We start from the raw sequence: 12,968 nt of genomic DNA, 5'->3' as shown, positions 1-12,968 counted from the left end.
TCAGATCGCGGCCGGCGCGGACAGCCCGACCTGGTGGGCGCGATGTCCCGAGTCGATCCGGTCGCCGTCACCGAAGATCTTGTGGCGCAGGGTGCCCTCGGTGTACTCGCGTTGGGCCAGCCCGCGCTCCTGCAGTACGGGGACGACGTGGTCGACCCATTCACTCCACCAGCCGAGGGTAGTGATCGGCACCACGTTGAAGCCGTCGACTCCGGCCTCGACCCACTCGGCCACGTGGTCGGCGATCTGTTCGGGTGTCCCGGCGAACTTTCCGGGGAGCAGTCCGTTGTCCAGCAGATAGTCGCGCCAGGACACGGTGGCCGGATCGGTCTGGGATTCCGCCGCGGCCCGAAAGATCGACCGCACATGATCGCCGAGTTTCACCCGTTCGGCGAGTTCGGCCAGCGGGGTATCCGGGTCGACCGAGGACAGGTCGATACCGCTGCCTCCGCTCCAGAAGGCCTGGAGCGCGTCGAAGTCGACGTTGCTCCGGAAGTAATCCTGTTTGCGTCGCGCTTCCTCTTCCGTGGAACCGACGACGGTGGACAGTGCGACGATCTTCTTGAGGGCGGCGGGCGATCTGCCCACGGTGCGGAGCAGGTCGTCGAGCACCGCGATATCCGCGCGCGCGGTTCGCGGCGTGAGCGAGGGCAGGAAGGTGACCTCGCCGTTGCGTACCGCGAATTCGCGTCCCGCAGAAGAGTTCCCGGCCTGGAACAATACGGGCGTACGCTGCGGTGACGGCTCCACCAGGTGCGGACCCTGAACCTTGTAGCGCGGGCCTTCGTGGTCGATGGTGTGGATCTTGGCCGGATCGAAGAACTCCCCGGTCTCCGGGCGGTGCAGCACCGCCCCGTCTTCCCAGGAGTGCTCCCACAGCTTGTAGGTGACATCGACGTATTCCTGAGCCCATTGGTAACGCTCGTCGTGGCCGACGATCGAGTCGTAGCCGTAGTTGCGGAAACCGTTGCTCAGGTAGGACGTGACGATATTCCAGGCGACGCGTCCGTTCGTGTAATGGTCCAGCGACGACAGGCGCCGGGCGAAGGAGAACGGGTGGTCCTGGATGATATTGCTGGTGATCGCGATACCGAGATGCTCGGTGACGTGGCCGAGCGCGGACACGATGGTGACCGGGTCGTTCTCGGGGAACTGCGAACCCGCGCGGATGGTGGTGGTGCCGTCCCCGAAGTCCAGGTCGTAGACGCCGACCACATCGGCGATGAACAGCGTATCGATGCGGCCCCGCTCCAGGATCCGCACGACATCGATATAGGGATCGAGGTCCTTGTACCCGTACTGGACCTGTCCTTCCGGTGTCCGCCAGAACCCGTGACTGTGATGGTTGGGCGTCAGATGCAGGAATGCGTTGTAGAGCGGCGGCCGCGGCATGGATGAACCTTCCTAGCAAGCACTGGCGGGAGTCCGGAGCGGATCACGAAGCCTGCAGCTGGATGGGCACAGCACTGGTGCAGCCGGGACCTCACGGCAGCCGACCTCGAATCACTGAAGTAATAATTACAGTCCGTGGCGAAGATGCGCGCTGTTATTAATCATCACTTGTTTAAGTCCGGTGTGCTGCCGTCCCGGGTGCTAGCCTTCTGCGCGCGCTGGCTCCTAGAGGCAGAAGATGACGGCGTTCTCGGCTCCCAGATTCGAGATCGAGAAACCCTGCGCGCGGTTCACCCCGACGATGTCACCCGCCCGCGCCATCGTGCGCTGCGGTGATCGCTCGACGGCGACCCGGCCGGAGCCGATCAGCACGGTGACCCGACCGCTCGGACCGACCGGCGGAGTGAGTGTCCCGCCGCCGCCCAGCACATAGGTGTGCAAGGATTCGCGCGCCACCGACTCGCCGCGGGCGACCGGGCGGGCAGCGGAATGGTCGGGTCCGATACCCGGCCGGTTCTCCACGACGACGAAATCGGCGGCGCCGCCGCGGAGCAGTTGGTCGATGGCGATGCCGAACTGGTCGGCGACCTCGATCACGGTCTCCAGCGACAACCCCAGCCGTCCGCGTTCCATCTGGGAGATCGCGCTGGCGCTCACGCCCACCCGGCGCCCGAGTTCGGCCTGGCTCCAGCCTTTTTCGGTCCGCGCGGCTCGCAGTCCCCGGCCCAGGTTCCAGGCGCTCACCGGTGAGCGCCGGAAACCGCTGCCCGGTGCGGAATCCAATGGCACTCGCAGGGGCGTCCCAGCGCGCCCGTCCGCGCGATACACCGCGACCTCGGCAGCGTCGGCGATGAGGACGCACTGCATGGCCCAGGTCCATGCCGCATGCTCGAGCACGGTGCGCGGCACCAGCCAGTGGCAGGTGGACGACGAACCGAACACCGCCAGCGCACAGTCACGCAGCCGCCCGGTCCCAGGAGCGGCCGCCGCATCGGTCAGGTCCACGATTATCGTGGCGCCCCGTCGCTCGGCGGCCTCGGCCGCCGCACGGGTGAGACCGTCGAGGGAACAGTGCACGGCCCGGCCGCCCGCGCCCTCTTCGATCCGACGACGGATACCGGGTACGACATCGTCTTCCAGTCCCCACACGATGTTCTCCCCGGCCACCGGAGGACCGAGGACCGTGTCCAACGCGGGCACGCCGAAACTGCGGTCAGCAGCCGGAGCGGGCCCGGAACCCAAGTGCATCGCCTGTCCCATACCCCACGCTCATATCGTCACCGGCACCGAACGCTCGGGTGTCGCCTCGGTCGGAATCGAACGTAGTCGATCCTCGCACAGGCGCCGCGGCTCACCCGGGCGGCGATATCGCGCGGCGCTTGTCGCGTGTTGGGGCCCGCATCGGCGGGCGATGTGGGCCGACTCTCTGGGCGGGAGGACGCGGCGAGGTCAGAACGCGCCGGCGATGGGCAGGGGTGGCGGCGCGTAGGCGTCGGCGAGCGCCTGGTCGCCGGTCGACTGGGCGATCAGCAACTGGGTGGTCTCGAGTAGATGATCACGCATCGTGGTCGCGCCGGCGGCCGGGTCGCGGTTGCGCAGTGCGGTCAGAATGCGCTCGTGCACGATGAGAATATCGTCGAGGGTGCGGGTTTGGGTGGTGGACAATCCCCGGTCGAGCATCTGCATCCGGGTATTCGCCGCGACGTCGACGACCCGGGCGTTACCGGCGGCGTGCAGGATCGCGGCGTGGAAGGCGATATCGGCCTGTTGGAAATCCGGTTCGCTGCCCGCCGCGGTGGCCCGCTTCATCGCCGCGAACGCCTCTTCGACGGGTTGCAGGAGCGCGGGTGTCATCCGGCCGGCCGCCCGATGTGCGGAGGGCACCTCCAGCAGCATCCGCAGTGAATAGATCTCTTCGATATCGCGCGTCGAGATCTCCAGAATGCGCACACCGCGGCTGCGTTCGAATTTGACCAGTCCGCTGCTGGCCATCCGCTGGAACGCCTCGCGGACCGGGGTGCGCGAGACGCCGAGCTTGGCGGACAACTCGACCACCGAGTGCAGGGTGCCCGCCGGTAGTTCGCCCGCCTGGATGGCGCGCAGCAGTTCGCCGTAGACCTGGTCGGTCAACGACGTCTGCTCCGGCACGAAGGCGCTCATCGAAGACGTCCCCTACTCTCCTCGGTCAGCAGTACAGTCTCAGAGTAACCGATATGTTGCATGCATCATGTTCCTTGCTCGGCCTTCAGAGGAAGGAGAGATCCGCGCCCTGGCTGGCGGGTAGGACGGTATCCTGGTACAGCTTCTGCCAACCGCGTGTCGCCCGCGCCGGCGGGACGAAAGTTTCCAGTCGCCTTGCGATCTCATCCGGTTCGACGAGCAATTCGAGCGAGCGGGCCGCGACGTCGAGACTGATCATATCGCCGTCGCGCACAATGGACAGCGGGCCGCCCGCCGCGGCCTCGGGGTCGCAGTGCAGTACCACTGTGCCGTAAGACGTTCCACTCATCCTGGCGTCGGAGACGCGAACCATGTCGCGGATTCCCTGAGCGGCCAGTTTCGCGGGTATGGGCAGCGCGCCGGCTTCGGGCATTCCGGCGGCGATCGGCCCCGAATACCGCAGGACCAGAACATGATCCGGCGTGACATCCAGGTCGGGGTCGTCGAGGATCCGGGTCGCGTCGGCGGGATTGTCGACGACGAGCGCGGGCCCGGTGTGCTTCATCAGATGCGGGCTGGCGGCCGACACCTTGATCACCGCACCGTTGGGGGCCAGCGAGCCCTTCACGACCGCCAAGGCCCCGGCCGCGCCCAGCGGTTCATCGAGGGGCCGGATGGTGCTCTGCCATTCCTCGCGGTCGCTCGTCTCCCGCACCAATTCGCCCATCGATCGGCCGCTGACGCCCACATGGTCCAGATCGAGCAGCGGGGCGAGTTCCTTGAGCAGCGCCGGCACTCCGCCGGAGCGGTGGAAATCCTCCATGTATCCCGCGCCGGAGGGCTTGCAGTCGACGAGCAGGGGAGTGTCGGCCCCGATCGTATCGAAGTCACTGAGCGTCAATTCGATTCCGGCGCGCCGGGCCACCGCGATGAGATGGATCAGCACATTCGTGGAACCGCCGATAGCCGCGAGCACCCGGATGGCATTGTCGAACGCCGCGCGGGTCATCACCTCACGGGGAAGCGGACCACCGGTGCGCGCCAGTTCGACCGCGCGCCGCCCGGTCTCGGTGGCATGCCGCAGCCGTGCGCCGCTGACCGCGGGCGGGGTCGCGCCGCCGGGCAGCATCATGCCCAGGGTCTCGGTGATCGACGCCATCGTCGACGCGGTGCCCATCACGGTGCAGGTACCCGCGGTGGTGACCAGTTCGTTGCGCACCGAGGTGATCTCCGCGGCGTCGAGTTCGCCGCCGCGATGTTTGCCCCAGAACCGCCGGCAATCGGTGCACGCGCCGAGCCGTTCGCCGCGCCAGCTGCCGGTCATCATCGGTCCGACGACTTCCAGCACCACGGGGATATCGGAGGATGCCGCGGCCATCAACTGCGCCGGGACGGTCTTATCGCAACCGCCGAGCAGAACGGCGGCGTCCATCGGCAGGGCGCGGATCATCTCCTCGGTGTCCATCGCCATCAGATTCCGGAACAGCATCGTGGTCGGGGAGGTCAGGATCTCCCCCAGCGAGATGGTGGGAAAGTCCATCGGCAGACCGCCGGCCTGTTCGACGCCGCGCCGCACCGCCGCGAGCAGCGCGGGCATATCGCGGTGGCAGGTGTTGTAATCCGAGGAGGTCACCGCGATGCCGACGATGGGCCGCTCCAGCGATTCGTCGTCGTAGCCCGCGGACGCGAGGAACGCTCGCCGGAGGTAGCGGCTGAATCCGATATCGCCATAGGAGGTCCGGCTGCTGTCGACGGCCGACCGGCCGCTGAACGGCGTTGCTGCCGAGGCCGAGTCATCGGTCGAATCGGTGTGTTCGGGCATGAGAGCCCCTTTCGTGGGCGGCGGCGGGAACCGGAGGTCCCGTTCGCGGGTGGAGTGAGGTGAGCCGGGGCGCGGGGTCAGCCCAGTAACGGCATGGCCAGTGGGCGCATGGGGGCGCCGGTGGCGCCGCGGATCTTCATGCTCGCGGCGATGAACGCGAATTCGTAGAGCTGCTCGCGCGCCAACTCTTCGCAGTCGACGACCTCCATGATCGGCACACCGGCCTCGGCGAGCAGGTAGGTGTGCACGACCTGCCAGTTCTCGGCGTCGGCGGCCGGAGTTTGTTCCAGCGCGAGGGTGTCGCCGCCGATCACACTGGCGCCGGCCTCGGCGAGGAACTGCGCGCCGTCCCGGTTGAGACCGGGCGCGTTGTCGATATAGGCATCGACGTCCGGCCAGGCCCGCATGCGGCCGGTACGGACGAGGGCGATATCGCCGACCCGGAATTCGGTCCGCTGCCGTTGCAGCGCCGCCGCCAGATCCTGCGCGCCGATACCGTAGTTGTCGGGTACGACGTCCACGCCCAGGAGCGCGGCGATATCGAACAGCACGCCCCGGGCGATGATCGGCGGAAACTTATCGGCGCCCGCCTTGGTCCAGTGCCGGGAACTGATGCACTGCGCCGCTTCGAATCCGTTGAAGATCTTGCCGTGGTACCCGAAATGGTTGAGCGTGTCGATATGGGTGCCGCAGTGGGTGTACATCGACATCGCGTCGCCCGAATACGAGACGAGCTCGTTCTGTTCGGTGCCGACCCCGGTGATGTCGTCGAGCACGGTTCCCGCCGGGGTGTGCGTCATCCACTGCTGGAACCCTGGATCGCCGGCTTCGGTCCAGGACGGCATCCCCGTGAAATAGTCGACCGACAGGTCGAGCACCCGGCCGCCGTCCGCGGCGCGCAGCACCTCCCGCGAGGTCTCGGCGTCGATGAGATTGAGCATCCCTATTTCGTCGTCGGGCCCGAACGGGCTCATGGTGACCTGCCGGAACTTTGCCGCATGGGCCGCGATCGTGGCCCGCGCGCGTTCGTCGACGAATCCTGGTCCGCACATGGTCGGCCTCCTCAGTTCTGGTGTTCGGGCGCGACCGCATCGGTGAGCGCGCGATAGTGTTCCGGCCGCCGCGCCGCGAAAACCGGTAGCGCGAAGGCTGGTTCGGCGAATTCGAGTCGTTTGATCCGGGCGCGCCGCGGATCGATCGTCGCGGTCACCACGCCGGGGCGGTCGCCCGCGTCGACGAGCACGTCCCCGCCGGGATCGATGATCTGGCTGCGGCCCAGGAACCGGGTTCCGGCCTCGGTGTCGGCCCGATCCGCGACGGCGAGGTAGAGCAGATTCTCCACGGCGCGGACCCGGGTCATGTGGTCGGCGAGGAAGTGCGACGCGAGCGGCCAGTTGGTGGGCATCGCGATGACGTCCGCGCCGGCCAGGGCCAGTGCCCGCGCCGATTCCGGAAATCGCAGATCGAAACAGATCATCAAACCCACCCGGATCGGGCCGATATCGATGACTCGCGGTTCGTCACCGTCGCCCGCGTCGACGAAGTTGTCGGCCCCGAGCTCGGGCAGGTGCTGTTTGCGGTAGCGGCCGACGATACCGCTCGGTCCGACGAGGAGCGCGGTGTTGTACACCCGCTGGTCGTCCGCTTCGAGCAGTCCCATCACGGCATGGACCCCGGCCCGGGCCGCCGCGTCGAAGATCGGCTGGAGGCGAGGGTCCGATACGGGCAGCGAGGCGGCGAGCACCTCGGCGCGTTCGGTGAACATATAACCGCTGAGCCCGCATTCGGGAAAGACGATCAAGGTGTCCCCGGAGCTGCCTGCCTCGAGGATCGCCTGGGCGACGGCCGCCACGTTGGCCTCTATATCCCCGCGTCGTGAGGGGATCTGGGCAACGGACACACGCACGGGGAAGTCGGACATGGAGATCCCTTCTGGGTCGAATCTTGATTGAGGTTGACATGCTGCATGCAGCATGTCAACCTACTCGACACGTCACGTGTTGCATGCAACATGCTTACTCAGAATGGAATACCCATGACCTGCCAAGTCGTACTGGTCACCGGGGCAGCCGGTGGTATCGGAGCAGCCACGGCGCGGCTCCTCGCGGGGCGCGGAAGCGATATCGTGCTCGTCGATCGCGACGCGTCCGCGCTGGAATCGGTTTCCGCGGCCGTCGCAGCGGCCGGCGCACGTGCCCTGGTCCGGGCCGCCGACGTGACGGACGAAGAGCAGGTCGCGTCCGCTTTCGTCGCCGCGTACGAAGAGTTCGGCCACGTCGACGGACTGGTCAACAGCGCCGCGACGATGATCTCGACTCCGCTGATCGATACGACCCTGGCGGAATGGAACTCGGTGCAATCGGTAAATGTCACCGGGACATTCCTCACCTGCCGGGAGTTCGTCCGGCACCTGCGCCGGACGGACCGGCCGGGGGCGATCGTGAACCTGTCCTCTATCTCCGGGTCGGTGGCTCTCCCGAATCAGGCCGCCTACTGCGCGTCGAAAGGCGCGGTGGCCCAGCTGAGCCGGCAGATCGCGGTGGAACAGGCTCCGCACGGAATCCGGTGCAATGTCGTCAGCCCGGGTTCGGTGGCGACCGATCAGCTCGCGACCTACCTCGCCGCCCAGCCCGACCCCGAGGCGGCACGCGCCGACCTCTACGCCGCGCACCCGATCGGGCGGATCGGCGCCGCCGACGAGATCGCGGCCGGTATCGCGTTCCTGCTCGGCGCCGACGCCGGCTTCGTCACCGGCGCGGACCTCGCCATGGACGGCGGTTACACCAGTGTCTGAATCGATGAGCTCGAACACGAGGAAAACACCGATGACAGAGCAGCTCCCGCCGGCCACGCCCGTCGCGCCGGCATCGTGGCTGTCCCGGCTGCGTGGTGACCGTTTTCTCCCGGTCGTGGTCATCACCGTCGTCTTGTTCGCACTCAGTCCGCTGCTGGCGCCGGGGAGTCTGTCGTCCTCCGCGCTGAGTGCGATGCTGCCCTTCGCGGCGATCATGGCGATCGCGGCGCTCGGCCAGACGCTGGTGATCGCGCACGGTGGGATCGACCTCTCGGTACCCGGAGTCATGGCGGTGGCCGCGGTCTTCGCCACCAAGGTCGCCCAGAACGGTTCCCTGCCGCTGGGCGCGTGCGTCCTGGTGGGAATAGTGTGCGGCGCGGTATCCGGCCTGATCGTCGGTCTCGCCGTCGTACGGTTCTCGGTGGCTGCCTTCGTGGCGACGCTGGCGGTCAACTCGCTGCTGCTCGGCTTCGTCCTGATCCTGTCGGACGGGTTCCCCGGCACCGCGGACCCCGCGCTGAGCGCATTCGCGGTCAGCTCCGTGCTCGGAGTACCGAGCCTGTTCCTGGTCGCCGTCGTCGTGGTCGCGATCGGCCATCTCCTGCTCCGGCATTCGGTCCCGGGGCGCAGGTTCATCGCGGTAGGCGCCGGGGTGCCCGCCGCGCGGATCCTCGGTGCGCGCACATCGGTGACCGAGATTTCGGCCTACGTGCTCGCGGGCGTCGCCTACGCCGTAGCCGGAACGCTGCTCGCCGCCTACCTGCGCACACCCGATCTGCGCCTGGGCGACAGCTACCAGCTCACCACGATCGCCGCCGTCGTACTCGGCGGCAGCCTGCTGCGCGGCGGGATCTCCTCCATCGCCGCCACCGCGGTCGCCGCGCTCTTCCTCACCCAACTCGGCCAGGTCGTGCTCGCGGCCGGCGCGTCGACGGCCGTGCAACTGCTGGTCCAGGCCGGGGTGCTCGCCGTGGCCGTCGTCGTGCGCGGCATACCGTGGCGCACCTATCTCCGCCGCCCCGCCACGCGCGGCTGACCCGGCATCGCCGACTCCAGGCAAGGACTGTCCTCACGTGAAATCACCCCACTTCTCCCGTCACCGAGCCATGGCGTTACTGGGTCTCACCGTGCTCGCACTGAGCGGGTGCGCCGGCGGCCCCTTCTCCGACGCCACCGGAGACTTCGAGGTCGACCCGGTATACCTGGATCGATCGCAGATCGGTTCGGTCGACGAGTTCGTGCCCATGAGCCGGCTCTGCGGTACCGAGACGGTGCGCGTCGCCCTCGCCGACGGCGTCGGTGACAACGCCTTCCGCAAGACCGCGCGCGCCGAGTTCGAAGACGAGGCGGGTAAATGCCCGAATATCGAACTGCTTCCCTATGCCGACGGGCAGGGGAATCCGCAGAAGGCGATCGGCGATATCAAAGCCCTGGTGGCTCAGGGCGTCGACGCGCTCGTCGTCTTCCCCGACGCCGGCCCGGCGCTGATCCCGACCCTGCGCGAGGCGTACGAAGCCGGTGTCTCGGTGGTGCCTTACACCGCGAGCCCCGGTGGTGAAGCGGGCACGGACTACACCGCGTTCGTCGGCCACAACACCGTCAACGACGGCCGGGCCTGGGCGAAATGGACCTGCGAGACCTTGGGACCGGACGGCGGCAACGCGGTATTCCTCGGCGGCACCCCGGGCAACGCGCAGAGCCTGACCGAAATCGCCGGGATCGAAGCCGAATTGGGCGAGAACCCCGACTGTGCCGCGGTCACCCTGCTCAATACGCCCGGCGCGCCGATCGATACCGGCTGGAATCCCGCCCAGACGCAGAAGGTCGTGGCGGGTCTCCTCACCAAATACCCGAAGATCGACGCGGTGATCACCGATTCCGGGGACGCCTCGCTCGGCGGCATCCGGGCGTTCCTGCAGGCCGGTCGCCCACTGCCGATCTGGACCGCCAACGATGTCAACGGATTCGCCTGCGCTTTCGCGGACAACCACTCGAAACAGCCCGGTTTCCAGGTCGTCACGGTCTCGTCCCGGACCTGGATGGTGCGGCTCGCGCTGCGCAAGGCCGTCGCCGACGCGCAGGGTATCGACGACCCCGAGCCGAATATCGTCGATATCCCTATCGTCGAGAACTCCCTGGATCCGGGACTGCAACCCCGATGCGACCGTGGCCTGCCGAGCAGTGCGGTGCTGTCCTCCGAGCTCTCCGCCGCGACGCTGTCGCGGATCTACCGGTGAACGCACCCGCGCACGCGCGGAATCGGTTCCACTCCCATCTCGAAAGGCCCCGCATATGACAACCGCGCCCACCGGTGGTCTGGCACTCACCGGCGTCACCAAGCGCTTTCCCGGCGTTACCGCGCTCGACGCCGTCTCGTTCACCGCGAAAGCAGGTGAGATCCACGCCCTGGTCGGCGGGAACGGCGCCGGGAAGTCGACCCTGATGGCCATCGCGTCCGGTGCGCTCGTCGCCGACGAGGGCACGCTCACGATCGACGGTTCCCCGATCGTGAGCGGTTCGCCCATGGCGGTGCGCGAACAGGGTCTCGCCATCGCCTACCAGCATCCGGCGATCCTGCCCGACCTCACCGTCGCGGAGAATCTGGTGCTCGCGGTCCCGCCCGCGCTGCGACCGGATCTGGCGGGTGCGCACGCGTGGGCCGAACGGGCGCTGGCGCCGATGGGGATGACCATCGACCCGGCGGCGCCGGCCGGCAGTCTGGGGCTCGCGGAGAAACAGGCGATCGAGATCTGTGGCGCCCTCGCGTCCAACCCGCGGGTGCTGATCCTGGACGAACCCACCGAGCCGTTCGCCGCCACCGAGACCAGCACACTGTTCCGGCTGATCCGCTCGCTCGCGGATTCCGGAGTCGCCGTCGTCTACATCAGTCACCGGCTACCGGACGTCTTCGCGCTCGCCGACCGGCTGACCGTGCTCCGCGACGGGCACACGCGCGGGGAGTTCGCCGCGGGCGAGATCACCGAGCGTGAGATCGTCACCCTGATCGCCGGGCGGACCATCGACGCGCTGTTCCCGCCTCCCGCAGCCGATATCGGCGAGATAGCCGTCGACATCGACAGTTTGAGCGCCGGGCTGCTGAACGGAGCGACCACCCGCGTACATCGCCGCGAAGTCCTCGGGCTGGCCGGGGTGGAGGGCAACGGTCAACGCGAATTCATCAGGGCGCTGGGCGGTGCGATCCCCTCCAGCGGTCGCGTGCGGGTCGGCGATGTCGTCGCCGATCTGTCCGGCCCGCGGACCGCCCGCGCCGCCGGAATAGTCCTGATGCCGCAGGAGCGGCACATCGAGGGCATCGCGCCCGCATTGTCGGTCCGCGAGAACCTCTCCGTCGCGGCGCTCGGCACGGTGTCGCGCGCGGGAATGGTCTCGGCCCCCGCCGAACGCGCATTCGCCGCCGCGCAGGTCGGGGCGCTCGGTGTCAAGACCGCGACCATAGAGACGCCGCTCGAGCACCTGTCCGGAGGTAACCAGCAGAAGGTGGTGCTCGGCCGGTCGCTGCTGTCCGAACCCCGGGTACTGCTGTGTGACGAACCGACCCAGGGCATCGACGTCGGCAACCGCTCCGACATCTATCACCGGCTGCGCGCGACCGCCGAAAGCGGTATCCCCGTGGTGGTCTCGAGTTCGGACAATGTCGAACTGGCCGGGCTCTGCGATCGCGTGCTGGTCTTCTCGCACGGACGGATCGTCGAGGAACTGACCGGTGACGCGCTGACCGAGCACACCATCACCGAAGCGTCGCTCACCGCGGGTCGCGGTGAGGCCCCGGCCTCCACCGACGCGGGCATCGCGGGCGGGCGGGGCAGCGGGTTCCGGCGGTTCATCGCGAGCCAGCAGGCGCCGAGCCTGGTTCTCGTGCTGGCCGCGCTCGTGCTGGCCACGGTCAGCGCCACCCAGAGCGAACGGTTCCTCTCCGCATTCAATATCGGCAGCATGCTCGCGTTGCTGGCGCCGATCCTGTTCATCGCCGCCGGGCAACTGGTGGTGATGCTGACCGGGGGCATCGATCTGTCGGTCGGGCCGCTCGCCGGGACGCTCGTCGTCGTCGCGTCCTTCTTCGTCGTCGACGGCTACGGGTGGGGGTGGTGGGTACTGGGCTTCGTGGCGATGGCGGTGCTGGCACTCGCCGTCGGCCTGCTCAACGGCGCCATGATCCGGTTCGCGCGAGTGAGCCCGGTGGTCGCCACATTGATCACCTACACCGCGCTGCAAGGTCTTTCGCTGGTATTGCGCGACGCGCCCGGGGGCATCATCGCCCTCGACGTCGTCGATGTCCTGAACACCCGGATCGGCCCGATTCCGGTCGCGGTACTGGTGGGCGCCGCCGTACTGCTGGCCTTCGAGTACCTGTCGCGGCGCAGCTCCGTGGGACTCCGGTTGCGCGGCGCGGGATCGAACGAGTCGGCGGCGCACTACCGGGGGATCCCGGTAGGACGTGTCCAACTGCTGGCCTACATCGCGAGTTCGGGCCTCACCGCAGTCGGTGCACTGCTGCTGATGTCGCAGATCGGAGTCGGAGATCCCACGGCCGGCCTCACCTACACGCTGACCTCCATCACCGCGGTGGTGCTCGGCGGCGCTTCGATCTTCGGTGGCCGCGGCAGTTTCGTCGGTGTGCTACTGGGTGTGCTGTTCCTGCAACTGATCGAGAACTCGACGATCTTCCTCGGGCTCTCCCAGGCGTGGCAGTACCTGTTCGTCGGCATCATCGCGCTGGCGGCGACGGCGCTCTACGCGCAGATCCAGCAGCGGACCGCACGGTCGGCGCAGCACTAGCCG

10 protein-coding genes are annotated in these 12,968 nt (G+C 68.0%); 4 read left to right on the top strand and 6 right to left on the bottom strand.

What is annotated here, in order from left to right; all coding sequences use genetic code 11:
- From OG804_RS09895 to OG804_RS09870, 6 genes are all read right to left on the bottom strand, one after another.
- Complete coding sequence (locus OG804_RS09895; protein WP_328396148.1) at positions 1–1,392, bottom strand: NtaA/DmoA family FMN-dependent monooxygenase; 1,392 nt, start codon at positions 1,390–1,392, stop codon at positions 1–3.
- Between the two features lie 225 nt (positions 1,393–1,617).
- A complete protein-coding gene (locus tag OG804_RS09890; RefSeq protein ID WP_328396146.1) occupies positions 1,618–2,652 on the bottom strand; it encodes a helix-turn-helix domain-containing protein in 1,035 nt (344 codons plus the stop codon).
- Positions 2,653–2,841: 189 nt separating this feature from the next.
- A complete protein-coding gene (locus OG804_RS09885) occupies positions 2,842–3,552 on the bottom strand; it encodes a GntR family transcriptional regulator (protein WP_328396144.1) in 711 nt (236 codons plus the stop codon).
- A gap of 85 nt (positions 3,553–3,637) precedes the next feature.
- Positions 3,638–5,374 (bottom strand): dihydroxy-acid dehydratase, encoded by a 1,737-nt coding sequence (locus tag OG804_RS09880; protein ID WP_328396142.1) that lies wholly within the window; start codon positions 5,372–5,374, stop codon positions 3,638–3,640.
- Positions 5,375–5,451: 77 nt separating this feature from the next.
- Entirely contained in the window at positions 5,452–6,426 is a 975-nt protein-coding gene (locus tag OG804_RS09875; protein WP_328396140.1) for a cyclase family protein, read from the bottom strand.
- Between the two features lie 11 nt (positions 6,427–6,437).
- On the bottom strand, positions 6,438–7,295 hold the full coding sequence (locus OG804_RS09870; protein WP_328396138.1) for a carbon-nitrogen hydrolase family protein: 858 nt from the start codon (positions 7,293–7,295) through the stop codon (positions 6,438–6,440).
- Positions 7,296–7,409: 114 nt separating this feature from the next.
- On the opposite strand from OG804_RS09870, the gene OG804_RS09865 reads away from it, so the two are divergent.
- The 4 genes from OG804_RS09865 to OG804_RS09850 are packed head-to-tail and all read left to right on the top strand — an operon-like array spanning position 7,410 to position 12,965.
- Positions 7,410–8,168, top strand: coding sequence for an SDR family NAD(P)-dependent oxidoreductase (locus OG804_RS09865; protein WP_328396136.1), 759 nt, complete (start codon positions 7,410–7,412; stop codon positions 8,166–8,168).
- A gap of 31 nt (positions 8,169–8,199) precedes the next feature.
- Positions 8,200–9,204, top strand: coding sequence for an ABC transporter permease (locus OG804_RS09860; RefSeq protein WP_328396134.1), 1,005 nt, complete (start codon positions 8,200–8,202; stop codon positions 9,202–9,204).
- 37 nt (positions 9,205–9,241) lie between these two features.
- Entirely contained in the window at positions 9,242–10,405 is a 1,164-nt protein-coding gene (locus OG804_RS09855; protein WP_328396132.1) for a substrate-binding domain-containing protein, read from the top strand.
- A 55-nt stretch (positions 10,406–10,460) separates the two neighbouring features.
- Positions 10,461–12,965, top strand: a complete 2,505-nt coding sequence (locus tag OG804_RS09850) for an ATP-binding cassette domain-containing protein (RefSeq protein WP_328396130.1) — start codon at positions 10,461–10,463, stop codon at positions 12,963–12,965.
- The last annotated feature ends 3 nt before the right edge of the window (positions 12,966–12,968 follow it).

Source organism: Nocardia sp. NBC_00416 (assembly GCF_036032445.1).
In the GTDB taxonomy this organism is placed as follows: Bacteria; Actinomycetota; Actinomycetes; order Mycobacteriales; family Mycobacteriaceae; genus Nocardia.
Note: the sequence above shows the minus strand (reverse complement) of the source record. Positions and strands in the feature narration are given on the sequence as shown.

Excerpts from the sequence above, each read along its gene's own strand:
- OG804_RS09860 (WP_328396134.1), top strand. The coding sequence starts at position 8,200 with ATGACAGAGCAGCTCCCGCCGGCCACGCCCGTCGCGCCGGCATCGTGG.
- OG804_RS09875 (WP_328396140.1), bottom strand. The coding sequence starts at position 6,426 with ATGTGCGGACCAGGATTCGTCGACGAACGCGCGCGGGCCACGATCGCG.
- OG804_RS09880 (WP_328396142.1), bottom strand. The coding sequence starts at position 5,374 with ATGCCCGAACACACCGATTCGACCGATGACTCGGCCTCGGCAGCAACG.
- OG804_RS09895 (WP_328396148.1), bottom strand. The coding sequence starts at position 1,392 with ATGCCGCGGCCGCCGCTCTACAACGCATTCCTGCATCTGACGCCCAAC.
- OG804_RS09870 (WP_328396138.1), bottom strand. The coding sequence starts at position 7,295 with ATGTCCGACTTCCCCGTGCGTGTGTCCGTTGCCCAGATCCCCTCACGA.
- OG804_RS09865 (WP_328396136.1), top strand. The coding sequence starts at position 7,410 with ATGACCTGCCAAGTCGTACTGGTCACCGGGGCAGCCGGTGGTATCGGA.
- OG804_RS09850 (WP_328396130.1), top strand. The coding sequence starts at position 10,461 with ATGACAACCGCGCCCACCGGTGGTCTGGCACTCACCGGCGTCACCAAG.
- OG804_RS09890 (WP_328396146.1), bottom strand. The coding sequence starts at position 2,652 with ATGGGACAGGCGATGCACTTGGGTTCCGGGCCCGCTCCGGCTGCTGAC.
- OG804_RS09885 (WP_328396144.1), bottom strand. The coding sequence starts at position 3,552 with ATGAGCGCCTTCGTGCCGGAGCAGACGTCGTTGACCGACCAGGTCTAC.